This window comes from Protofrankia symbiont of Coriaria myrtifolia (assembly GCF_900634755.1).
Lineage (GTDB): Bacteria > Actinomycetota > Actinomycetes > Frankiales > Frankiaceae > Protofrankia > Protofrankia coriariae.
Genome location: NZ_CAAAFS010000079.1, coordinates 1 through 23,261, shown reverse-complemented (window position 1 = coordinate 23,261; position 23,261 = coordinate 1). Strand labels below are relative to the sequence as shown.

Below are 23,261 nucleotides of genomic sequence, written 5' to 3'. Positions count from 1 at the left end.
GGGCGGGCACCGGCAACATGTACCAGCGCCAGGAGGTCGTCGCCGGGGAACGCTCGGACACCACCATGCTCGCCCATCTGGACGCGAACGGAACAACCACGCTGGTGTCGTTCCCCCGGGACACCCTGGTGCGCGTTCCCGGCCACGGCCGGAACAAGCTCAACTCGGCGATCACGACCGGCGGCCCGTCGCTGCTGATCAAAACGATCGAGAACCTCACCGACATCAAAATCGATCATTTTGTGTCGATCGACCTCGCTGGCTTCAAGGCCATGACGGACGCCATCGGCGGGGTGACGGTATGCGTCAGAGCACTGCCGGACGGCAGCAGGTCCAACCTACGTGACGACTACTCACAGTGGCGCGGTGTCGTGGGCGAGAACCACCTCGACGGCGAACAGGCGCTGGCCTTCGTCCGGCAGCGCTACGGCCTGCCGGACGGGGACTTCGACCGGATCAGACGCCAGCAGCAGTTCATCAGCGCGGTGTTCCAGAAGGCCACCAGCAGCGGGGTACTTACCAACCCGGCCAAGCTGGAGGGCCTGCTCACGGCCGCCACCGGCGCGTTGACCGTGGACGCCGACACCACCGCCGACGACCTGCGCAACCTGGCGACCCGGCTGCGGGGCATGTCCGCGAACGCGATCAGGTTCGAGACCATCCCGGTCCACTCGCCGACGAGGGCCGAAGGGGCGAACGCGGCCGGCGAGATCGCGCCCTTCGGCTCCGTCCAGATCTACGACCCTGACGAGCTCGAGACGTTCCTGGCGCCGCTGCGCGGCCGTGGGAGCTCCGCGTCACAGCCGTCCCAGCGCCCCGGAACACCGACGCCGGTGCCGACACCGCCGGCTACGGCGATGACGCCCACGCCCACCGGCAGGACGCCGCTACGGCCGTCGGCGATCACGCTGGACGTTCTCAACGGCACCCCCACGGGCGGTCTCGCGACCAATGCGGCCCGGGAACTGGCCGCGGCCGGCTTCCGGATCGCCCATGTCAGCAGCGCGGCCAACCGGCACGCGGCCACCTCGCTGGTGCGCTATGGCCCGGGCAGCCTCGCCGCGGCGCGTACCGTGGCAGCCGCTGTCCCCGGGGCACAGCTGCGCGAGGATCCGTCCCTGTCGGAGCGTGTCACGCTGGTGCTCGGGACAGGCTTCAAAGGGGTGAACACAAAGGCGCTGGCAGTCACCCCGGGGCCGACCGACGCCCCGACCGCGAGCCCGGAAGATGCCACCCGGGCCACCGACCCGGAGGGCACCGCCCGCCCGGACAGCGGCGCCGGCGCGACAGACACGGGCGGCACGGGCACGGGTACGGGCACGGCAACGGGCCGACCCGCCTCGACAGGCGCCCGGCCGAGCCCGACGCCACCGCCACCGCCCGTCACCGCGGCCGAGCTCACCGCCGGCTGCACGTTCTAGCTCCAGCCCCGTCGGGTCTGGACCCGTCAGACCAGGCCAGGGCCAGATCAAGGTCAAATCAGGTCCCGCCCAGGGCCAGACCCGGTCGTCCAGGGTCAGGAACAGCCGCGGAGCTGGCAGGACCGGCCCGGGACAGCTGCCGGCCGTCCCTGGACGGGTGCGCGGTGTCTCGTTTCTCTCGTTCGGCGGGCCGGAGCGTCGGCTGTCCGCTGGCTAGAATCGCTGCGAACCGGGAGCAGTCGATCCCGGATCACCAGCGCAGCCAATGCCGTCTGCCATCCGCCGCGTAGGGTGCCGGCACAGCGCGGGTGGGCCTTATGGCGGGCCCGTCCGTCTCGGACACCCGATCCGGCGAACCATGACCTGAGTGACGATGATGTTACTTATGACTCTTCCCAGCACCCGGTGGTGAGCTGTCGTTCGCCTCATGGCAACGTCAGAGCGGCTCAAAGCGTCCTAATCAGACAGGGCCACACTGCCTCGTGGAGACCGACACCGCCACAGAAGTCGCCCCGGCCGAGGAGGACTGAACAAGCCGGTGAGTCGCAGACCTGCGCGCCGGCCGGCATTGCCCGCCGAGCTCAACCCAAGGCTCCCCCGGAGCGCGCGCCGCCATGGGCGCTCACCGCTGCGCGTGCTGTCGGTCGGGGCGGCCGCCGCCCTGTCGGTACTGGTCCTGGCGGTCAGCTCCATCGGGTGGGCGGCATACCGCTACTTCAACAGCTCGGTCACCGGGGTCGCCTGGTCGCCCGGCGGCAACCGGCCGGTCGAACGGCCCGGGGAGATGAACATCCTCCTGCTCGGGGACGACAGCCGGACGGGCACCAACGGCGAGTACGGCCAGGTCGACGGAGTCCGCTCCGACACCACGATCGTGGCCCACTTCGGGGCGGACGACTCCGTCACCCTGGTCTCCTTCCCTCGGGACACTCTCGTGACGGTGGCCCCCGGCCTCACGAAGACACCCCGGGACGGCAAGGACAAGCTGACCGACATCCTGTCCTACAGCGGGGTGGAAGGGCTCACCCGCACGCTGGAGAATCTGACCAGCCTGAAGATTGATCACTTTATCACGATCGACCTCGCCGGCTTCAAGACCATGACCGACGCGGTCGGCGGGGTGGACGTGTGCGTGGCGCCGCTGCCCGGCGGCGGCACGTCCAACCTGCGCGACAACTACTCGCAGTGGCGGGGGAAACTCGGCGTCAACCATCTAAACGGCGACCAGGCACTCGCCTTCGTCCGCACCCGGCACGCGCTGCCGGACGAGACCTACCGGGTCGCCCGCCAGCAGCAGTTCCTGTCGAAGCTGCTGGACAAGGCGACCAGCGCGGGCGTCCTCACCAATCCGGTGCGGATCACCCAGCTGATCGGCGCTGTCGGCGGCTCGCTCAAGGTCGACAACGGCCTCACCGAGAACGGCGCAATGATCAAGATTGCGCAACGGCTCAGCGCGATTACCAGTGGAAAAGTGACATTTATCACTATACCCACCTTCGTGCCAACGAAGGCAGACGGTGCCATCAACGACAAGGGCGAGATCCCCCCACACGGCCAGGTGCTGTTCTACGACCGCGCTGGCCTGGCCACCCTGCTCGCTCCGCTGCGGCCCGCGACGGACAACCCGCCGGCCGCCGGCGGCAGGAGCGACGACGCAGCCGCCAGCCAGCCCTCGCTCCCGCCGGCCCAGGTGAGCATCGCCGAAGTCCGCAACAAGACCGGCCGCTCCGGCCTGGCCTCGCAGACGACCGACGCCCTCAGCGCTCTGGGCTTCGCCGGCTCGATGCGGAAGACCACCGGCCCGGCCGGACAGGTCATGACGGAGATCCGCTACCCCGCCGGGCAGAAGGAAGCCGCGCAGACGCTCAGCCGGCTGATCACCGGCTCGCAGACCGTCGAGGATCCGACGATCAGCCGGGGGCTGGTCGTCGTCCTCGGCGCCTCGTTCACCGGTGTGACCAGCGCGCTGGACCTGCCCGCCGCGCCCGGTAGCGCGTTGCGCGGGGCGGTGGGAGCCGGCTCGGCCAGTGGCACGACAGCGGCCGGAGCGGGGGCAGCACCGGGCGCACCCGCGTCAGCGGCACCGACCGTCGCCCCAGCGAACACATCCTGCACACCTTGAGCAGGCACAGCTTTTCGTGATCAAAACTCTCGTGGCCGGCACGCCTGTGGCCGGCATGCCGTGGTGCCGGCCGCACCGCCGGCTGAAACCCGCCGGAACGAACGCTGGCTGACATGCCGGCCGACAAGGCTGGCCGGGGCGCCGACCATGCCACCAGAAGACCGGCCGGACCGGCAGTGCTCTACCGTAGGCGTCCCATGAGTACGAGCATTCGATGAGTTCATCGCCCCTGCCCGCGGGACGCCTTCTCGACGGGGTTCTCACCGGCGTCCTGGACGCCGCTGAGACTGCCGTGCCCGCGCACGCCCTCGGCGCTCCAGCCAGCGTGGGCGCTCCAGCCAGCGTGGGCGGTTCAGCCGACGTGGCCGGTGTCGCCGCGCTGCTGGCCCGTCGGGTGCGCGCGGACGCGGGACGTCCGCTGCTGACCTTCTACGACGACGCCACCGGCGAGCGGACCGAACTGTCCGCCACCACCATCGACAACTGGGTGGCCAAGACCGCGAACCTGCTCGTCGACACACTCGGTGTCACTGCGGGTGAAACCGTCCGGATCGCCCTGCCGCCGCACTGGCAGACCGCGGTGGTGCTGCTCGCCGCGTGGTCGGTGGGCGCCCAGGTGGGTGTCCACCAGCCCGGCGCCGCCACCGGCGCGGGTACCGCGGCCGGCGAGGGTGTCGCGGCCGGGACGGACAGCCACGACGACCCGCCGGTAGCGGTGTTCGTGACCGAGCAGGCCGTGGACGACCCGGCCGTGGTGGGCGACGGAGCTGAGATCATCGCGCTGTCCCTGCGCCCACTGGGTGGGCGGCTGGCCCAGCCGGTGCCAGGGGTGCTCGACTTCGCGGCCGAGGTCCTCAGCCACGGCGACCGCTTCACCCCGCCGGCGCCACCGGCGAACCAGCGGTTCCTGGCCCGGCTGGCCGGCTACTACGCGCGGACCTGGGAGCTGGCCGCGACGGACCGTGTGCTGACCACGGCCGGCTACGACACGCCGGACGGCCTGTTCGGCGGCCTGCTGGCCCCGCTGGCCGCCGGCGCATCGGTGGTCCTCTGCCGCCATCTCGACCCGGGCCTGCTCGCCCGGCGGATCGCCGTCGAGCGCGTCACCGCCATATGCGCCCCGACCCGCTACGACCCGCCCCGGCCAGTCGCGTCCGAACCAGCCGACCCGACCAGACCGCCCAGACCGGACACCCCCGCGGAGCGGGCAACACCCACCGTCCGCCACCTCACCACCGGCCTACCGTAACCGGACGCGTCAGCTGTACGTCGCAGAACGGACACCATCCCATGCAGACGGCCACCAGCTGTCAGAGAAGCAGGCCCCTCCCCCGGCGCGTGGCGCCGGGGGAGTCAGAGGGTGACCTCGCTGAGTTCGCCGGTGGCCACGTCGTAGATGAAGCCCCGGACGGATGTCGTGGCGGCCAGGAAGGGGTTGGAGCGCAGCCGCGCGATGGACAGCCGCACGTTCTCCTCGAGATCGGAGAACGCGTGGACGGGCCAGTCCGGACGGGCACCGGTGCGTTCGAGCAGCTTGTCCCGGAACCCGTCATCGGTGATCGAAATCATCCCGCACTGGGTGTGGTGCAACAGGATGATCTCGGTGGTGCCCAACTCGTGCTGGCTGACCGCCAACGAACGGATCATGTCGTCGGTGACCACTCCGCCGGCGTTGCGCAGAACGTGCGCGTCGCCTTCGCCCAGCCCCAGCAGGGCGTGCACGTCCAGACGGGCGTCCATGCAGGCCAGGACCGCGACCCCGGTGGTCGGACGGGCCGACCGGGCCCGCGGCTGACCGCTGCTCCGCCGGGCGGCCGCGAAGTCGGCGGCACGCCCCGCCAGGACGTCGGTGACGCTGTGGGAACTTTCCAGGCTTGACGGATCATCGCGAGCGTCGACCGTGGTCATGGTCGTACAACCTCCATCGGCGCGGTGCATGCATCGGCACGGTGGGCATATCGGACAGCGGGTACATCGGACGGTGAGCACGGCCACCGGCGATCCGTGCGGCACACGGCGACATCGCCATGCGGATCGCCGTGGCGGCACCGACAGCGCATGACGCCCCGCCGCACCCCGATGGGCGCCGCCGCGGGGCGAACGGTGTCGGGCCGCCACCACGGCCGGCCCCAACCAGCATGACGCGGCCACACCGATTCCGCCAGCGTTCGCCGCGGCAGGCGGCGTCACGATGCCGGCCGGGTCGCGTCACGATGCCGGCCAGCCGTTCAGGCCGGCCAGGTGCAGATCCCGGCCAGGTGGCGCTGTCGGCCAGGCCGCCCGCGGGCCGGCCGAGTCGTGCGCCGGTCGGGTCGTCGCTGTCCGCCAGGTGACGGCTGTCCGCCAGGTGTCAGGCCGGAACAGCACCCCGCAGGCATCACCCGCCGGGACACGGGGTCATACTTACCGTGAGGAGATCGGCAACTGAACGGCCCACAGACGTGACACAGACGTGACACGGGTATGACACGGACATGGCGTTGGTGGGCTGCGTACCCGGCCGGGTAAACGGCGATCGCGGTCAGAGCGTAGTCACGGCCGCTCCCCGGCCGCCGGCGACGGCCGGGAACCCGGGGGGGGTCGGATGGGTCCAGGACAGCGGTCTGTACGCTCAGCCGGTGACACAAACCGGTCGAGATCACATGAGGTGAGCGTGGCATCAATGGACGACGGTTCCAGGCGGTCGCGCTGGCAGCTACTTGCTCATGAAATGGCGAAGTTCGGTGTCGTAGGCGGCTTCTGCTACCTCGTCGACGTCCTCGTCTCCAATCTGTGCCATGGCGTTCTCGGTATAGGCTGGCTCAGCGCGAAAACCGTCTCCACCATTGTGGCCGCAACCTGCGCCTACATTGGCAACCGGCACTGGTCCTTCACGCATCGCGCACGTACCGGCCTACGGCGTGAATACACCCTCTTCGTGATCCTCAACGCCATCGGGCTCGGGATCGCCCTGGCCTGCCTCGGGATCGCCCGCTATGTGCTGGACCTGAACAGCGTACTGGCCTTCAACCTGGCCGGAAACGTGGTCGGCACCGGCCTCGGCACCATCTTCCGGTTCTGGGCGTACAAGCGGTGGGTTTTCCTGCACCCAGACGACCCGAAGGCCGTGCTGCACGCCGAGACCGACGCCCGGCGCGGCCAGCGCCTGCCCGAGCCGGTAGGCCGCCTGTAACCGCGGAAAAGCCGCTGGTAAACATCTGGGACGGATTGCACCGGAACGGATGCTCCTGGTTTTCCAGCGTGGTTCCGTTCCTGTGACGGCCGCACCGTACGGCACTTTTCGCCCCGTCTCGGCCGACTGGCCGGCCCCGGGCCTGCTCGTGTCCCGGCCGGCCAGGTGAACCAGGGCCGACCACGAGGAGAACCGCCCCGCGGGACGACATGCCGCCGGAGGCCGTCGCTGCCGTACCCATCGCATGGTTTGCCCGTCCCGCGGCCTGTCGGGTCTGTCGGGCAGCCGTTCGCCGGTACATACCGGTCGGCCGGTTCAACCGGCACGGTTTGGCTGGCACGACCCACCGGCACGGTTCGATCAACGCGGCTCACCCGCACTGCCCGGGAATGCTGCCCGGGCAGGCGGTGTGGACGCTCCCGCCGTCGCGCGTCGGCGTCAACATGCTCCCGGGCCGGCAACCAGGAATCCGACGCACGGCAACCCTGCGTAGTATCAGCCAAGGTTCACAGACGCACCGGGGAGGATTCGTCCCGCCTCGGACACCGTCGGCGCAGCCACCATGCCCAGGCCGTGTCCGATGGATGCTGGCCGACGCGAGCACCGCCCGCGCGATCGGACATCCGTCGGGTACAGCCCACCCCGTGACCCGGACCATGGCCGCCGCACCGGATGATGTGCCGCCGTATCCACGCAGACCGCATCAGAAGATCTGCATACCTGACCCGCCGGGGGGGACGTGGCAACCGGACTGACACTCGCGGTCGATATCGGCACTGGCTTCACCATGGCCGCGACCGCCGTCGACGGCCGATCGGAACCCTTACCGCTAGGTCCGGACGGACCAATGCCCGCCGTTGTCAGCCTGAGCCACGACGGCCGGCTGCTGACCGGCTCGGCCGCCGTCGACATCGCGGTGACGCATCCCGACCGCGCGCAGCCCTGCCCTCTGCGGGCGCTGGAGAGCACCGAGCAGGTGCAGCTCGGCGGCACGGCCATCCCCACGATCGAGCTGGTCGCGGCCCTCCTGCGCCAGGTCTCGCACGAGGCGATGAGCCGTTTCCCGGGCCCGCCGCCGGCGCAGGTGGTCCTCACCGCGCCGGTCCGCTGGGGTTCCGCCGAGGTCGAGCGGCTGCGGGCCGCCGCGTTCCGGGCGGGCCTGACCAGCGTCACCCTGCTCCCGGAACCAGTCGCGGCGGCCCGCTGGCAGGCCGATCCGGCCGGTTTCCAGCCGGGGACGACCCTCGCCGTCTACGATCTTGGTGCCACGAGCCTGGCGACGACCGTTCTCACCGCGACACCCGGCGGGTTCGACATCCGCGGCGAGCCAGGCGGCAACCCCGGCTTCGGGGGCGACACGATCGACGACATCCTGCTGCGCAGGATCGGCGAGCGGGCCACGAAGACCGACTCACAGGCCTGGAACGCGCTGTGGGCCGACCAGAGCCCGTCCGGCCAGCGGTCGCGCAGCCAGATACGTCAGCAGGTCGTCGCGGCGAAGGAAGCATTGTCGACCGCCACCAGCCACACCGTCCGGGCCGGCGGATCCGTCGGGGACATCGAGCTCACCCGGGCGGACCTGGAGGCCGTGATCGAGGGCGAGCTGCGCGCCACCGTGGCGGAGCTGATCCGGACGGCCGAGAGCGCGGGTGTGCGGCCAGGCGGGCTCGCCGAGGTGTTCCTCGTCGGCGGATCGACCCAGATACCGCGGATATCAGCGCTGCTGCTGGAAATGGTCGGCGTCTCACCCCGCCCGCCTCGCGACCCGCGGTACGCGGTCGCGCTGGGCGCACTGGTCGCCGTCGGCGCGGCCAGTGGCCCCGCGCCGACGGGCCACGGGCCGGGGCGCCCGGCCGGTGGGGCCGCGGGGATCGGTGGGGCTGCGGGGGCCGCCGCGGCCGGCGGGATCGTGGGGGCCGCGGCGGCCGGTGGGGCCGTCCCCGCGCAGCCTGGTCCCGACCTCAACGCGACCCGTTTCCTCCCGGAGGCCGGGCCGGCCCGGGCGGCAGCCGGCCCCGACGCGGAGCCACGCCAGGGGCAGGAGCAGTACCCGTCCGGGCCGCAGGGGTCGTACCAGCCCGGGACACCGGACGAGTACGCGCCCACCGCCAGGGCCCCGTACGGGCAGTTCCCGCCCGGCGCCCAGCACCCCTATCCGCCGACCACCCCACAGGGCGGCTTCGCGCAGTCAGGCGGATATCCCCCGCCTGGCTCCTATCCGCCGCCGGGCGGATACCCGCCGGGCGGCTATCCGGCCGGTCCGTACCCGGCGGATCCGTACCAGCCGGGCCCGTACCCGGCCGGCGGACCGCCGGGACAGCCGACACCGAGACGAACCGGGCTGATCATCGGAATCGTTGCGGCTGTCCTGATCGCCGTCGCCGTCCCGGTGATCGCGCTGACCGTGGCCGGTTCCGACAAGCCCGGGGGCAGGGCGTCCGCCGGCCCGACCCTGCCGGTGATCCCCGCCGGGCCGACGGGCGCCGCCACGTCGACGTCCGGACGGCCGTCGGCGACCCCGGCCACGACACCGCCGAGTGCCAGGTTCACCGGCGGCCTCACCGCCGCCCAGAGCGACCTGGAGGCGACGCTGGATCCCACCGAGATAGACGACTGCGTGGGGAACTCGGACGACGAGGACTCCGACATAGAAGCGTCCCTGACCTGCCGGTCGAGTAGCGGGACGCTGGTACGCGCCTTCCACTACTACGACAGCGGCTCACTGCGTAACGACATCGACTACCGGTCGGGCCAGATCACCGAGGACGGTTCCTGCCGTACCGGCAGGAACCGTATTGAAACCTGGCATGTGACCAGCCGGCCGAACGTGGACGTCGGATCACTGCTGTGTTATCACGACGGCGGTAACTATGTGATTTTCTGGAGCTACGACGACGATCTCACCGCCTTTGCCGCCCAGGGTACCGACGCGGCGGCCCTCTTCAAGTGGTGGCAGGGATTCGACCCGCTGGCCTGACCCGGTCGCACAACCGGCGGAAACAACCGGACAACCAACGAGAAAAACCGCCGGCAGGAACAACCGCTGACAGCGGGCGGCCGCCAACGGAGATAACCGCTAACGCGGATAACCGCTGTCGTCGGCGGGGCCGCGCAGCCGTGCCGCGTTCTCCTCGGCCAACCGGTAGAGCGTGGCATACACCTCCTCGACATGGGGCAGGTTCACCAGTACGAGCCGACCGCGCTGCCCCCCGCTGTCGATCGAGAGTGTGCCGGATCCCACCAGGCCCTCCCAGAAGGAACGGCTGAACGAGACGTCGCTGAGCCGGAGCAACGGGATGTCCCGGCCGTAGCGGGAGAGGATTCCCGCGCGGACGACGACCCGTTCCGTCGTCACCACGTAGCGGGTGGTTACCCATCGTAACCACGGCCGCAAGCTTGTGAAGAAGAGCAGGACCGCCCCGGCCGCGACGATCAGCCACTGGGCCGCCTGCTGGAACGAGCCCGCCGGGACAGCCCGCACACCGAAGAGGGTCAGGCCGAGAAGCACGACGAAGGCCACCGCTGGTCCGGTCAGCCTGATCCAGTGCGGATGCAGATGTAACACGACCTGTTCGTCGCTGGTCAGAATGTTGTCCGGGAATCCCACCCGGCGATGGTCTCACCGCCGCGGCGGCCGACGGAGCCGAGGGGCGGGCCGAACCGAGAGGCAGGCCGAGCCGAGGGACGGCACACCATTACAGCCATGGCCGGGCGTCACCGACGGCGCGGTTGCCCGCGGGCGCGTGGGCCAGCCGGGTGTCCACCGCCAACCGCTCAGGAGGCGGTAGCTCTACCCGAGAGCGCACGGGCCCGAGCCGATGGTGGCGCCGGCGAACGTCAGCGGCGGCTTCACCGAGGACGCACGGGCCGGGGCGGGGCGTCAGCGGAGGTGGACGACGTCCCCGGCGGCGAACGCCCGCCCGTCGACGACCAGCCGGCCGTGATCGTCCACGTCGGTCGCGGTGCCCGTGACCACCGATCCGTCGGGCAGCTCGACCCGTACCCGCTGGCCGAGCGTGTCGCACACCGACCGGTAGGCGGCCGCGGTGGCGGTGGGCTCGGCGAGCCAGCGCCGGTACACCCTGACCAGCCCCCGCAGCAGCTCGATGAGCAGTTCCCCCCGGCCGACGAGTGGCCGCGACTCCTGCCGCTGGCGCAACGCGACGCTGGTGGCCCCCGGCGGCAGCTCGTCGACGTCGTTGTCGACGTTGAGGCCGATGCCGACGATCACCGCGACCGTCCCGGAGCGGTCCCGGTCGGGGACGGCCTCGGCGAGGATCCCCGCCAGTTTCTCGCCGGCCACGAGCACGTCGTTCGGCCATTTGAGGCCCGCCGGTATCCCCGCGAACTCACGCAGTGTCGAGGCCAGCGACAGGCCGGTGACCAGCGGCAGCCAGCCCAGCGCTCCCGCCGGCACTGCCGGCCGCAGCAGCACGGAGAAGGTCAGGCCCGCGCCCGACGGCGACGCCCACGACCGGTCGAGGCGCCCGCGACCGGCCCACTGGTGCTCGGCGACGAGCACCAGGCCCTCGCCGGCACCGGTCTTCGCGGCGGCGACGAGGTCCGCGTTGGTCGAACCGGTCTCCTGGACGACCCGAACACTCAGGCCGTCCCCGGCGAGCGCGGCCGCGAGCAGGCCGGCGTCCAGCGGAAACCGCCGGTGCCGCGTCATCGATGTCCACATGTCAGCCAGAGTCCCACCGCATCCTCACCGCCGACGGCTGAAAGTCATATCGCACCGCGGCCACGCGCCCGGATCAAGAGGTAGTTGTCGCAGAATCGAGCACGGGAGGCCACGACGGCCGTACGCTGCCCGGCATGGCGCTTCCCGTTCCCGCTCAGAACCCCTCGCACGATCCGGTACCCGATCCTCTCACAACTGCCGGCAAAATCGCCGAGTTGAAGCGCGTGACCGACGAAGCGGTACATGCCGGTTCTCAACGGGCAGTCGACGCACAGCATGCCAAAGGCAAGTTGACGGCCCGTGAACGGATCGAGGCCTTCCTCGACCCGGGCTCCTTCGTTGAGACGGACGCCCTCGCCCGGCACCGCGCGCACGACTTCGGCCTCGACCGCAACCGTCCGTATGGTGACGGTGTGGTGACCGGTTACGGCACGGTCGACGGCCGCCAGGTGTGTGTGTTCAGCCAGGACTTCACCGTCTTCGGCGGCAGCCTCGGCGAGGTTCTCGGCGAGAAGATCGTGAAAATCATGGATCTGGCGCTGAAGACCGGCTGTCCGGTGGTGGGCATCAACGACTCCGGCGGCGCGCGCATCCAGGAGGGCGTCGTCGCGCTCGGACTGTACGGCGAGATCTTCTATCGCAACGTGCTGGCGTCGGGAGTCGTCCCGCAGCTCTCACTGATCATGGGCCCGTGTGCCGGTGGTGCCGTGTACTCCCCGGCCATCACCGACTTCACGCTGATGGTCGACCAGACCAGCCACATGTTCATCACCGGTCCGGACGTCATCAAGACCGTCACCGGTGAGGACGTCGGCATGGAGGAACTCGGCGGCGCCCACACCCACAACTCCCGCAGCGGGGTCGCGCACTTCCAGTCCGCGGACGAGGCTGACTGCCTGGAGACCGCCAAGGCGCTGCTGGCGTTCCTGCCGTCGAACAACCTGACGGACCCGCCCGTCTTCGCCGAGGTGGCCGACGTGGAGGCGGAGGTCACACCGGAGCTGGACACGTTCATCCCGGACTCGTCCAACACACCGTACGACATGCACACGGTGCTCGGCTACCTGCTCGACGACGGTGACTTCCTGGAGGTCCACGCCCAGTTCGCGCAGAACCTGCTCTGCGGGTTCGGCCGGGTGGACGGGCGTTCCGTCGGCATCGTCGCCAGCCAGCCGATGCATTTCGCCGGCACCCTCGACATCGACGCCAGTGAGAAAGCGGCCCGTTTCGTCCGGACCTGTGACGCGTTCAACATCCCGATTCTCACGCTGGTCGACGTACCGGGCTTTCTGCCCGGAACTTCGCAGGAATGGAACGGCATCATCCGCCGGGGCGCAAAGCTTATATACGCTTATGCCGAGGCAACGGTACCAAAAGTGACCATCATCACACGTAAGGCATACGGTGGCGCCTATGACGTCATGGGCTCGAAACATCTGCGCGCCGACGTCAACCTGGCCTGGCCGACCGCGGAAATCGCGGTGATGGGTGCCCAGGGCGCCGTGAACATCATCTATCGGCGTGAGCTCGCCGCCACCGAGAATCCCGATGCCCGTCGCGCGGAGCTGATCGCCGACTACACCTCGCATTTCGCCACTCCGTACATAGCGGCCGAGCGCGGGTATATCGACGCGGTCATTCTCCCGTCGGAGACCCGGCGTGAGGTGATCCGGGCGCTGCGACTGTTGCGGACCAAGCGGGAGTCGCTTCCTCCCAAGAAGCACGGAAACATCCCGCTGTGACCCTCCCGGGAGCCACGAAAGGATGATCAGATGAGCAGTGCTGGCGACGGCCGCGTCCCACGCCCGCACCTACAGGTGGTACCGACGAACGCGTCCGCCGAGGAGATAGCCGCCCTGATAGCGGTGCTCTGCCTGTGGGCGGGGGCGGCGGCAGCCCCCGCCCCGCCCCCCTCGGCCTGGTCGGACCGGTCCGCGACGCTGCGACGAACCGTGCATTCCGGACCGGACGGGTGGCGTTGGACGGGATTCACTCCGGGTACCCGAACCCGAGCCGAATGGTAATCATTCGATCACAGTCGGATATCACCGACCGTTTCGCGGGGCCGGACATCCGCACCAGCTCCGCGAAACAGCGAGAATGGCAGGTTTGTGGGCGCCGAGGATACACATTCCCCGGCGCCTTTCATGATCGATTCATTACACCACCAACGCGATCTCGGCAAGCAGGGACCCGACCAACAAACCCAGCCGATCAATGTTGGTCATCGAGTCCACCACGGCGGCCACGGCCCTGGCGGTACAGGACCCGCACAAGGATTCCTTTAACATTGCCAGAACAACAGCCTGCGCCGCCGAACTCGCCTAGACTCAGCCACGCTGAACGAGGACGGGAGAAACGTGCGTAAGATCCTCATTGCCAACCGGGGAGAGATCGCTGTCCGGGTCGCCCGGGCATCCCGCGACGCCGGATATGCCAGTGTCGCCGTATACGCGGAGCCTGACATCGACGCTCTGCACGTACGCATCGCGGACGAAGCGTACGCCCTCTCCGGCAGCACACCGGGTGACTCGTACCTGCGGATCAACAAGATCCTCGATGCGGCTCGTGCCAGCGGCGCCGACGCCGTCCACCCCGGATACGGCTTCCTGTCGGAGAACGCCGACTTCGCCGAGGCCGTCATCGAGGCCGGGCTGACCTGGATCGGACCGCCTCCCGAGGCCATCCGGCGCCTGGGCGACAAGACCGCCGCCCGCCACATCGCCCTCGCCGTGGGCGCCCCGCTGGCACCCGGCACCCCCGACCCGGTCGCCAGCGTGGACGAGGTGGTGGCCTTCGCCGAACAGCACGGGCTGCCGGTCGCGATCAAGGCGGCGTTCGGTGGCGGTGGCCGCGGGCTCAAGGTCGCCTGGAACGCCGAGGAACTGCCCGAACTGTTCGAGAGCGCGGTGCGGGAGGCCACCGCCGCCTTCGGCCGCGGCGAGTGCTTCGTGGAGCGCTACCTCGACCAGCCCCGCCACGTCGAGACCCAGATCCTCGCGGACAGCCACGGCACGGTCGTCGTCGTCGGCACCCGGGACTGCTCCCTGCAGCGGCGCTACCAGAAGCTCGTCGAGGAGGCGCCGGCACCGTTCCTCACCGAGGAGCAGCGCACCTCGCTCTACGAGGCGTCCCGGGCGGTCGTCCGGGAGGCCGGCTACGTGGGAGCGGGCACGGTCGAGTTCCTCATCGGCCGGGACGGGACGATCAGCTTCCTCGAGGTCAACACCCGGCTACAGGTCGAGCACCCCGTCACCGAGGAGACCAGCGGCATCGACCTCGTCCGGGCCCAGTTCCGGATCGCCGAGGGCGAGGCGCTCGACCCGGTCGACCCCGCCCCCCGAGGGCACTCGATCGAGTTCCGCATCAACGGCGAGGACCCTGGCCGCAACTTCCTGCCGGCGCCGGGAACGGTCACCCGGTTCGTCGCGCCCACCGGGCCGGGCGTGCGCGTCGACACCGGCATCGAGTCCGGCGCCGTCATCGGCGGGGCCTTCGACTCGCTGCTCGCCAAGCTGATCGTCACCGGCGCGACCCGCACCGAGGCCCTGGAGCGTGCCCGCCGTGCCCTGGACGAGACAGTCCTGGAGGGCCTGGCCACGGTCCTGCCGTTCCACCGGGCCGTCGTGCGGGATCCGGCGTTCGCGCCGGCCGACGCCACCGAGCCGTTCCGGGTGCACAACCGCTGGATCGAGACCGAGTTCGACAACACCATCCCCGTCTTCACCGGCGGGGTGGACGCCGACACCGAGCAGGCGGCCCGCGAGTCGGTCGTCGTCGAGGTCGGCGGCCGGCGTCTGGAGGTCGTCCTGCCCGCGGGCTTCGGCGCGGTCGCCGCGGGCGGCCCGGCGGCCGGCGCTGGAGCAGCCCGGCCACGGCGGCGGTCCGGCGCCAAGGCCGCCCGCGTGGCCAGCGGGAACGAGCTGACCAGCCCGATGCAGGGCACCATCGTCAAGATCGCGGTCAGTGACGGGGACACCGTCGAGGCCGGTGACCTCGTCGTCGTCCTGGAAGCCATGAAGATGGAGCAGCCGATCACCGCGCACCGGGCGGGCACCGTCGCCGGGCTCACCGCGACCGTCGGCGCGGTCGTCTCCAGCGGCGCCGTCCTCTGCGAGATCAAGGACTAGTGGAGCCGGGGCCCGCCCGGCCCGCCCCGGTTCGTTCGTAGTTCGTAGGCTGGTGCTCATGGGCACCGACGGCGCGGACGACAGCGGGACGGACCGGGGCGGGGCCTACCCGCCGTCCGCGAGGAGTTCGACGCGGCCAGGCGGCGCGGCACCGGCGTCAGGATCGGTACCCGCCGAACCGGCATCGGCCGAGCGGCCGCCGCTGACCGGCCGGATCTACTACCTGGTGGGTGGGACGCTGCCCCCGCGGTACAACCAGTGGATCTCCCACGATCTGACCGGGCCACGGTGGCGCGTCCGGCAGGCGTCCCGACCGCCGCTGCTCATGCTGCCGTTCGCCGTCATGTTCGCGCTGCTGCCCGGGCGCCTCAACATCCGGCTCACCATCGCGATCGTCCTGCTGGCGATCGCGGTCGGCCTGGGGTTCGCCACCGCCGGTTACTTCCGCAACCGTCGTCTCGTCCAGCACGGCTTCCCACCGGTGTTCCCACCCGAGGAGGACGAGGACACCGGCCCCGAAGACGCCGGCCACGCGGCCACCGATCACGCTACTGCCGATCACACAAATATCGATCATGACCGCACGGGAACCGGCCGCGACCGCCCGGGGGCGGACGACCACTGACCCCCGGGCGGCCACGCAGCCGCCGCCCGGAACGACCCGTCAGCCGGACCGGCCCTCTGAGAGCCCTCTGACAGCCTCTGCCGGCCACACCCGCCGACCAGCACCCGCCGCCGGCGCGCGACCCGTCAGCCGCGGCTGTCAACCGCGGCTGGCGCTGGTCAGAAGCTCGCGAACAGGTCCCGGGGCATGGCGATGCGGGCTGCCTCGGTCAACGAGCCGGACACCGACGGGTAGATTGTGAAGGTGTGGGCCACCTGATCGACGGTGAGACCGTTGGCCACCGCCAGCGAAACCGGAAAGATCATCTCTGATGCTCGCGGTGCCACGATCACCCCGCCGAGGACGCTGCCGCTGCCAGGCCGGCAGAACAGCTTCACGAAACCGTCGGTGATGCCCTGCATCTTCGCGCGCGGGTTGCGCGCCAGTGGGAGGATCGTCGTTTGCGCCGCCACCGCGCCTGACTCGATCATTTTCTGTGAGATGCCGACCGTCGCGATCTCCGGCTCGGTGAAGATGTTGGACGACACGGTGCCCAGCCGCAGCGGCGTGACCGCCTCGCCGAGCGCGTGCCACATGGCGATCCGGCCCTGCATCGCGGCGACGGACGCCAGCGGCAGCACCCCGGTGCAGTCGCCGGCGGCGTACACCCCCGGCACCGACGTTCTCGACATCCGGTCGACCTCGATGTGGCCGGTCGGGGTGCGGCGTACCCCGACCTCGGCAAGCCCGATGTCCGACGTCCGCGGCACCGACCCGACGGCCATCAGGACGTGACTGCCGGTGATGGTCCGGCCGTCCGCGAGATCGACCTCGACGCTGTCACCGACCCGGCGGGCGGCCTCGGCCCGGGCCCGGCTGAGCACGGTCACCCCGCGGCGCTGGAAGACCTCCTCGAGCACCTTGGCGGCGTCCGGGTCCTCCCCGGGCAGCACCCGGTCCCGGGAGGAGACGAGCGTCACGTTCGCACCGAGCGCCTGATAGGCGCTGGCGAACTCGGCGCCGGTGACACCGGAGCCGACAACGATCAGATGCTCGGGCAGCTCCCGAAGATCATAGATATGACGCCAGGTGAGAATTCTCTCACCGTCCGGTTCGATGTTCGGAAGAACTCTCGGTGATGCTCCGGTCGCAATCAGGATGATGTCGCCGAAGAACGCCTCCCCGGAGGCGACCTCGACGGCGTGCGGGCCGACCAGCCGGCCGCGGGCGTGCACCACCCGGACGGCCTCCTTCTCCAACCGGGTCTCGATGTCGCGGGACTGCGCCGCGGCAAGCCCCCGCACCCGGGCGTGAACCCGCTCGATGTCCACACCGATGCCGGGCGGCAGCCCCGGGCCGGGCGCCGCCCCGGCGTCCCAGCCCGCCTCCGGCAGGACGTGCCCACCGTCACGCAGTCGGACTCCCAGGGACGGCGCCGCGGCCAGCTCCGTCATCGCGGCCGACGTGGCGATCAACGCCTTGGACGGGACACAGTCGGTGAGGACGCACGCACCACCCACCCCGTCCGAATCGACGAGCGTGACGAACGCCCCAAGCTCAGCCCCGACAAGAGCCGCCTCGTACCCTCCGGGTCCGCCTCCGAGAATGACGATTCGCGGCACCTGCGCGCTCCCTTCGGTGGGTGGGATTCCCACCAGCTATCTTGCCTTGTCCGATGTGTGAGCAACCATCGCATGAACAGTCACTCGGCCGACGTGCGCGGACGCTCCCCCGCCGGGCCGGCATCGGGCGGATCGGGACACCGATGGCCAAGGTCCGGGATGGTCGGGATCCGGGATGGTCGGGGTCTACACTGTCTTTCGCGTAGCTGTCGAACATCGACGACCGGATCCGCGGTGCCCCGCGGGAGACCGCCTGCCACCGCGACGTGGTTACGGTCCGCGTTGTCACACGAAGTCGGGTCCACGGACGTCGCGATCAGGATCCCACGGCCGCCCAGGTAGTTATGGTCGGATCGTGGTCGGATCGATCGTGGCACATCGGACGGGTCCGGGCAGATATACGGTCCGCGAGGTCGGCCGGAAGTGGCCGAGGGTTCCCCGCGCGGCGCATCCGCGCCCGCGGGGGGAGGAAGTGGGTACGGGTAGGGACCAGTGAAGATCCTCCAGGTAGTTCTTTGCCGCCGCGGCCACGACCTCGGCGCCCGGGCCGGTGAAGGACGCACACGATGACCTTGTATGCCGCCTACGGCAGCAACCTCGACCCGGCCCAGATGAAGGAACGCGCACCCCACGCCCCCGTCATCGGGACCGGCTGGATCCGCAACTGGCGGCTCACCTTCGGCGGCGAGGACGTCGGTTGGGAAGGCGCGCTGGCCACCATCGTCGAGTCACCTGGCTCCCAGGTGTACGTGATGCTCTACGACGTCGCCAAGCGTGACCTCAGGCAGCTCGACGTCTGGGAGGGTGTGGAGGCCGGCCTCTACACCCGCATCCGCGTGCGGATCTTCACCCTGGACGGCGAGACGTTGGCCTGGACGTATGTGCTGGACGCCTACGAGGGCGGGCTGCCGTCCAAACGGTACGTGGCCATCATGGCCGACGCGGCCGAGCGGGCCGGCGCGCCGTCCGACTACGTGGCCGATCTGCGCAACCGCCCCACCGCCTGACGCCCCGGTCGCGCTCTTCGTCGCGCGGCCTCTGCCGGTGCCGGCGGTCCACACGCCACGCTGCGGCCCGCCCGCGATCTTAGCTGCTCTCACCGACGCCAGGCCCGCAACCGAGTCCGCGGGGCTGGACAGCCTGCCCTCGCGCGACCAGCTCGTCCCCCAGCACGCCGAGGATCCGGACGAGATCGGCCTGATCCTGCTCGGACAGCACGCCGAACAGCGCCGACGCCCGCTCGACATGCTCCTGCCCGACGCGGTCCACCACCTGTTCACCCTTGCTGGTCAAGGTGATGAGTATCGCCCGGCGGTCGCGTGGGTGCCGGGTACGGCGGACCAGACCGTCTTGCTCGAGGGTGTCCACGAGCCCGGTCACGGCCCGGGCCGTGGTGCCGAGGTCCTGAACGAGATCGCGCATGATGGGCGGCCGCGGATGGTGGCGCAGCGCCGACAGCAGCCGGACGCCGGCCGGGCTGAGACCACCGAGCCCTACGGACGCGTGTAGATAGCGCACCCAGGCAGGGCCGAAACGGGCAAATGCATAGAAAACCCGCTCCCGCAAAGATATCGCGATGTCACGGTCAGCGTTCACCGTAGGCGTGTCACCCATAAGACAAACCATTACCGGCTTCACAATCGACAGTGGTACCGTTGCGGAGGTCAGTATGCAGGAGCACAGATCATCCTAACGAGTGGGGGGACGCCGATGTCGGCGCTCGCGCGCTGGTGCCTCCGGCACCGCCGGCTTGTGATCTCTTTCTGGATCGCAGCCTTCCTGGTGGGAGGCGCCACCGCCGGTATCACAGCCGACCGGCTGACCTTCGACTTCTCGCTGCCCGGCCAGCCCGGCTACGAGACGGCCAAGAAGGTCCTCGCCACCTACCACACGGATGACCAGGGCGCACCGATCATCCTGTCGCTGTCGGCCCAGCCCGGCGGGCAGGTCACCGATCAGCAGGTGACGACCGCGTTCGCCGCGGTCAAGAAAGACGTGCCCGGCATTCGGGTCATCGGCAGAGCGGAAACCGGCGACGACATCTTCGTCACCGACGACGGCCGCGCCCAGTTCGCATACGCCTTCTACCCGCCGCAGACCAGTTTCACCTCCGAGACCGCGGAGGCGCTGAAGAAGTCGCTCGCCGCGCACTCCCCGGCCGGGCTCACCAGTACCATCACCGGTCTGGACGAGCTCGCGACCAACGGCGCCAACGACTCCGGCCCGGGGGTGCTGGTCGAAACCCTGCTCGCCGGGCTCGGCGCGCTGGCCGTCCTCGCCTTCGTCTTCGCCTCGCTGCTCGCGCTGCTACCGCTGCTCATCGCCGCGGTGGCGATCCTGTCGACCTTTCTCGTCCTGCTGGGGCTGACCGTCTTCGTGGACGTGTCGTTCCTGGTGCAGTTCCTCGTCTCCCTGATCGGCCTCGGCGTCGCCATCGACTACTCGCTGCTGATCGTCACCCGTTGGCGGGAGGAACGCGCGCACGGCCGGGACAACCACGACGCCGTGGTGGCCTCGATGCAGTTCGCCGGTCACGCCGTGGTGTTCAGCGGCCTGACCGTGGCCATCGGCCTGGTCGCGATGGTCGTCATCCCGGTGCCCTTCCTGCGCTCCATCGGCTACGGCGGCATGCTCATCCCGCTGATCAGCGTGGCGGTCACGACCACTCTGCTGCCCGCCCTGCTCGGCGGCATCGGCCCGCGGGTCGACTGGCCGCGTGTCCGGCACGAGAACACCGCGAGCCGGTTCTGGACGAGATGGGCTTCGCTGGTGGTGCGCCGCCGCTGGATCGCCGCCGGCGTCGGTATCGCCATCCTCACCGCGCTGATCATCCCCTTCTTCGGGATCCAGATCGGCACGGCGCAGTCCGGGTCGCTGGCCAAGAACGGCCCCGCCTACGAGGCGATAAAGCTCCTCGAGGACGGCGGCGCCCCGAAGGGCGTCCTCACTCCGGCCGAGATCCTGGTCCAGTCATCCGCGGCGGACGACGTGGCGCAACGTGTCCGGGCCGTGGACGGCGTGGTCACCGCGACCCTCCCGAGCGGTACCGACGCGAACCGGGACGGCACCTCACTGATCATTGCCGTGCCGGACAGGGAGACCGCGGGCGGCAGCAGCATCGACCCCATCCGCAACATTCGCTCCGCGCTGCACGACGTGCCCGGCGTCATCGGTGTGACCGGGATAGGCGCGTTGCAGCTGGACTACATGCACGGCGTCTACGGGGTGTTCCCCTGGGCCCTGGCTCTGATCGTCATCGTCACCTACATCCTGCTGGTGCGGGCCTTCCGCTCGCTGCTGCTGCCCCTGAAGGCGGTGGTGCTCAACCTCGTCTCGCTGGGGGCGACGTTCGGGGGCGTGGTGCTGTTCTGGCAGCACGGCTACGGCTCCGAGAAGATCTACGGCATCGAGGCCACCGGCGCCATCACCTTCTGGCTGCCGCTGATGGTCTTCGCGTTCCTCTTCGGCCTGTCCATGGACTACGAGGTGTTCATCCTCTCCCGCATCCGTGAGGAGTACGACGCCCGCGGCGACACCCACGCCGCCGTCATCGAAGGCGTCGGCCGCACCGGGCGGCTGGTCACGTCGGCCGCCCTGATCCTGTTCCTGTCGTTCCTGTCGCTGTCGAGCGGGCCGCAGACCGACATCAAACTGTTCGCGACCGCGCTCGGCTTCGGCATCCTGCTGGACGCGACGGTCGTCCGGATGCTCCTGGTGCCGGCCCTGGTCTCCCTGTTCGGCAGCTGGAACTGGTACCTGCCGGACGGGGTCGCGAAGCTGCTGCGGATCGAGACGTCGCACGCACGGCCGGCCGTTCCGGAACCTCGCTCCCGGCCCGAGGCCGACCTCGAGGTGCCCAGCCCCCGGTAGACCCGATGCTCCAGGTAGATCCGCCCGCGGGGCCCTGGCTTACGGCCAGGGCCCCGTCGTCTCGGTTTTTCGACGGCTGCTCGCCGTCACTCCCCGGCCGCGGCGGCCGACGCGAGATCGACCGCGGTGGTCGCCAGCAGTCGGACGCCAACACCGATGGCCTTCTCGTCCACGTCGAACCGGCCCTGATGAAGGTCGTAGACGGGGCTGTCGGGGCTGCGGGTACCCAGCCGCGCGAGCGCTCCCGGCACCCGCTGGAGATACCAGGCGAAGTCCTCACCGCCCAGGGACTGGCCGGTGGGCGCGACGGCGTGCTCACCGATCGCCGCCACGGTCGCCCGGCGAAGCGCCTCGGTGATGTCCACAGAGTTGATCACAGGTGGTATGTCCTGCCGGTGTTCGATCGTCGCGGTGGCGCCGTACGGCGCCACGAGCTGCGCGACCAGCCGTTCGACCATCGCCGGGGCTCGTTTCCAGATCTCTTCGTCGAAGAGCCGCAGCGTGCCCCGCAGCAGGCCGTCACGGGGAACGGCGTTCGGGACGCTGCCCGCCTCGATCTGCCCCCAGACCAGGCACGCCGCCGCCCGGGGATCGACCGTTCGCGACAGCGCTGCGGGCAGCCCCGTCACCACCTGCGCCAACGTGTACACCAGATCCACGGTGTTCTGCGGACGCGAGGTGTGCCCGCCAGGGCCCTGCAACCGGACCTCGATGTAGTCCGTCGCGGCCGTGATCGGGCCGCCGCGGATACCCACCCGCCCGACTTCGAGCGTCGGGTCGCAGTGGACGGCTATCGCCGTGGACACCGAATCCAGCACACCCTCACGGATCAGCTCGAGCGCGCCGCCGGGCATGACCTCCTCCGCGGGCTGGAACACCAGTCGGATGGTGCCAGGCAGCGGGTAACGCTCGTCGAACGCCGCCAGCGCCCTGCCGACCCCGAGCACGATCGCGCTGTGGACGTCGTGCCCGCAGGCATGGCTCACCCCTGACACGCAGGAGGAATAGGGGAGGTCTTTTTCGTCCTGCAACGGCAGCGCGTCGATGTCCGCACGGACCATGACAACCGGGCCGGAACCGGTACCGACATCGCACCACAGGCCGGTGCCCGAGGACATCACCCGCGGCTTGAGACCGGAACTGTTCAGTGATTCCGCAATCAGTTCGGTCGTCCGCAGCTCCTGCCAGGCCAGCTCGGGATGCGCGTGGATGTCGCGGCGGACATCCACCAGATCTTTCTCATTTTCCGCAAGCCAGGCCGCGACGAAGTTCTCCACCTTCACCGCACGGCCACCTGTCTGCTGCCCCCACCTTGGCTCACGAGCCATCGACACCGAAAAGCCTCGGCCCCCTGCAAGTCAGACCCCTACTCTCCCGATATCAAACGATCACCAAATGCTACTGCGCGACCTACTGCGCGACGAGACGCCCAGGCGGCTCGACAACCGCGGCGACGCGGCAACCGGAACACGGCGGACGCCGACACACCATCCCCGGATTTCCGGCGGATCGACTCGCAATCCCCAGGGGACGCCGAGAGCCACACCACAAAATCGCACCGCCACGGGTGAGAGCACCATCGCCGCTCACCCCCGTCAACCACGGTACTCCGCCCCCGCCGCGCCCCGGACGCGGT

17 protein-coding genes are annotated in these 23,261 nt (G+C 70.0%); 11 read left to right on the top strand and 6 right to left on the bottom strand.

The window, feature by feature from the left end; all coding sequences use genetic code 11:
* The 3 genes from CM1CMNOD_RS04710 to CM1CMNOD_RS04700 form a co-directional block, all read left to right on the top strand.
* Positions 1–1,421, top strand: a 1,421-nt coding sequence (locus CM1CMNOD_RS04710; protein ID WP_131773852.1) for an LCP family protein, incomplete at its 5' end; no start/stop codon positions are given.
* A 538-nt stretch (positions 1,422–1,959) separates the two neighbouring features.
* A complete protein-coding gene (locus CM1CMNOD_RS04705; RefSeq protein ID WP_131772197.1) occupies positions 1,960–3,543 on the top strand; it encodes an LCP family protein in 1,584 nt (527 codons plus the stop codon).
* Between the two features lie 214 nt (positions 3,544–3,757).
* A complete protein-coding gene (locus CM1CMNOD_RS04700; RefSeq protein ID WP_013872517.1) occupies positions 3,758–4,792 on the top strand; it encodes a TIGR03089 family protein in 1,035 nt (344 codons plus the stop codon).
* A gap of 104 nt (positions 4,793–4,896) precedes the next feature.
* Here CM1CMNOD_RS04700 and CM1CMNOD_RS04695 read toward each other — a convergent pair whose 3' ends face one another.
* On the bottom strand, positions 4,897–5,451 hold the full coding sequence (locus CM1CMNOD_RS04695) for a beta-class carbonic anhydrase (protein ID WP_013872516.1): 555 nt from the start codon (positions 5,449–5,451) through the stop codon (positions 4,897–4,899).
* Positions 5,452–6,205: 754 nt separating this feature from the next.
* On the opposite strand from CM1CMNOD_RS04695, the gene CM1CMNOD_RS04690 reads away from it, so the two are divergent.
* Positions 6,206–6,715 carry a GtrA family protein gene (locus CM1CMNOD_RS04690; RefSeq protein WP_013872515.1) on the top strand — a complete coding sequence of 170 codons (510 nt, stop codon included), beginning with the start codon at positions 6,206–6,208 and terminating at the stop codon, positions 6,713–6,715.
* Positions 6,716–7,562: 847 nt separating this feature from the next.
* Positions 7,563–9,692, top strand: coding sequence for an Hsp70 family protein (locus tag CM1CMNOD_RS04685; protein WP_165440837.1), 2,130 nt, complete (start codon positions 7,563–7,565; stop codon positions 9,690–9,692).
* A 99-nt stretch (positions 9,693–9,791) separates the two neighbouring features.
* On the opposite strand, the gene CM1CMNOD_RS04680 is transcribed toward CM1CMNOD_RS04685, so the two are convergent.
* Positions 9,792–10,322: a PH domain-containing protein gene (locus CM1CMNOD_RS04680; RefSeq protein ID WP_013872513.1), complete on the bottom strand. Its 531-nt coding sequence runs from the start codon at positions 10,320–10,322 to the stop codon at positions 9,792–9,794.
* A 273-nt stretch (positions 10,323–10,595) separates the two neighbouring features.
* A complete protein-coding gene (locus tag CM1CMNOD_RS04675; RefSeq protein ID WP_013872512.1) occupies positions 10,596–11,387 on the bottom strand; it encodes a biotin--[acetyl-CoA-carboxylase] ligase in 792 nt (263 codons plus the stop codon).
* A gap of 146 nt (positions 11,388–11,533) precedes the next feature.
* Here CM1CMNOD_RS04675 and CM1CMNOD_RS04670 point away from each other — a divergent pair, with 146 nt between their 5' ends.
* The 4 genes from CM1CMNOD_RS04670 to CM1CMNOD_RS21485 all read left to right on the top strand — a co-directional run bounded on the left by CM1CMNOD_RS04670 (position 11,534) and on the right by CM1CMNOD_RS21485 (position 16,154).
* Positions 11,534–13,141, top strand: coding sequence for an acyl-CoA carboxylase subunit beta (locus CM1CMNOD_RS04670; RefSeq protein WP_013872511.1), 1,608 nt, complete (start codon positions 11,534–11,536; stop codon positions 13,139–13,141).
* 30 nt (positions 13,142–13,171) lie between these two features.
* Complete coding sequence (locus CM1CMNOD_RS04665) at positions 13,172–13,423, top strand: acyl-CoA carboxylase subunit epsilon (RefSeq protein WP_013872510.1); 252 nt, start codon at positions 13,172–13,174, stop codon at positions 13,421–13,423.
* 336 nt (positions 13,424–13,759) lie between these two features.
* The gene (locus CM1CMNOD_RS04660) at positions 13,760–15,529 is read left to right on the top strand and encodes an acetyl/propionyl/methylcrotonyl-CoA carboxylase subunit alpha (protein WP_013872509.1); all 1,770 of its coding nucleotides are present in this window, start codon (positions 13,760–13,762) and stop codon (positions 15,527–15,529) included.
* 58 nt (positions 15,530–15,587) lie between these two features.
* Positions 15,588–16,154, top strand: a complete 567-nt coding sequence (locus CM1CMNOD_RS21485) for a DUF5313 family protein (protein WP_013872508.1) — start codon at positions 15,588–15,590, stop codon at positions 16,152–16,154.
* A gap of 158 nt (positions 16,155–16,312) precedes the next feature.
* Here CM1CMNOD_RS21485 and CM1CMNOD_RS04650 read toward each other — a convergent pair whose 3' ends face one another.
* Positions 16,313–17,755 carry an NAD(P)H-quinone dehydrogenase gene (locus tag CM1CMNOD_RS04650; protein WP_013872507.1) on the bottom strand — a complete coding sequence of 481 codons (1,443 nt, stop codon included), beginning with the start codon at positions 17,753–17,755 and terminating at the stop codon, positions 16,313–16,315.
* Between the two features lie 566 nt (positions 17,756–18,321).
* On the opposite strand from CM1CMNOD_RS04650, the gene CM1CMNOD_RS04645 reads away from it, so the two are divergent.
* A complete protein-coding gene (locus CM1CMNOD_RS04645; RefSeq protein ID WP_013872506.1) occupies positions 18,322–18,762 on the top strand; it encodes a gamma-glutamylcyclotransferase in 441 nt (146 codons plus the stop codon).
* 79 nt (positions 18,763–18,841) lie between these two features.
* On the opposite strand, the gene CM1CMNOD_RS04640 is transcribed toward CM1CMNOD_RS04645, so the two are convergent.
* Positions 18,842–19,369: a MarR family winged helix-turn-helix transcriptional regulator gene (locus CM1CMNOD_RS04640; RefSeq protein ID WP_013872505.1), complete on the bottom strand. Its 528-nt coding sequence runs from the start codon at positions 19,367–19,369 to the stop codon at positions 18,842–18,844.
* 96 nt (positions 19,370–19,465) lie between these two features.
* Between CM1CMNOD_RS04640 and CM1CMNOD_RS04635 the strand changes: the two genes are divergently transcribed.
* A complete protein-coding gene (locus CM1CMNOD_RS04635) occupies positions 19,466–21,625 on the top strand; it encodes an MMPL family transporter (protein ID WP_013872504.1) in 2,160 nt (719 codons plus the stop codon).
* An 86-nt stretch (positions 21,626–21,711) separates the two neighbouring features.
* Here CM1CMNOD_RS04635 and CM1CMNOD_RS04630 read toward each other — a convergent pair whose 3' ends face one another.
* On the bottom strand, positions 21,712–22,908 hold the full coding sequence (locus CM1CMNOD_RS04630) for an amidohydrolase (RefSeq protein WP_013872503.1): 1,197 nt from the start codon (positions 22,906–22,908) through the stop codon (positions 21,712–21,714).
* Positions 22,909–23,261: the final 353 nt, after the last annotated feature.

Excerpts from the sequence above, each read along its gene's own strand:
- CM1CMNOD_RS04700 (WP_013872517.1), top strand. The coding sequence starts at position 3,758 with ATGAGTTCATCGCCCCTGCCCGCGGGACGCCTTCTCGACGGGGTTCTC.
- CM1CMNOD_RS04695 (WP_013872516.1), bottom strand. The coding sequence starts at position 5,451 with ATGACCACGGTCGACGCTCGCGATGATCCGTCAAGCCTGGAAAGTTCC.
- CM1CMNOD_RS04690 (WP_013872515.1), top strand. The coding sequence starts at position 6,206 with ATGGACGACGGTTCCAGGCGGTCGCGCTGGCAGCTACTTGCTCATGAA.
- CM1CMNOD_RS04685 (WP_165440837.1), top strand. The coding sequence starts at position 7,563 with ATGCCCGCCGTTGTCAGCCTGAGCCACGACGGCCGGCTGCTGACCGGC.
- CM1CMNOD_RS04675 (WP_013872512.1), bottom strand. The coding sequence starts at position 11,387 with ATGACGCGGCACCGGCGGTTTCCGCTGGACGCCGGCCTGCTCGCGGCC.
- CM1CMNOD_RS04670 (WP_013872511.1), top strand. The coding sequence starts at position 11,534 with ATGGCGCTTCCCGTTCCCGCTCAGAACCCCTCGCACGATCCGGTACCC.
- CM1CMNOD_RS04665 (WP_013872510.1), top strand. The coding sequence starts at position 13,172 with ATGAGCAGTGCTGGCGACGGCCGCGTCCCACGCCCGCACCTACAGGTG.
- CM1CMNOD_RS21485 (WP_013872508.1), top strand. The coding sequence starts at position 15,588 with ATGGGCACCGACGGCGCGGACGACAGCGGGACGGACCGGGGCGGGGCC.
- CM1CMNOD_RS04645 (WP_013872506.1), top strand. The coding sequence starts at position 18,322 with ATGACCTTGTATGCCGCCTACGGCAGCAACCTCGACCCGGCCCAGATG.
- CM1CMNOD_RS04640 (WP_013872505.1), bottom strand. The coding sequence starts at position 19,369 with ATGGGTGACACGCCTACGGTGAACGCTGACCGTGACATCGCGATATCT.
- CM1CMNOD_RS04635 (WP_013872504.1), top strand. The coding sequence starts at position 19,466 with ATGTCGGCGCTCGCGCGCTGGTGCCTCCGGCACCGCCGGCTTGTGATC.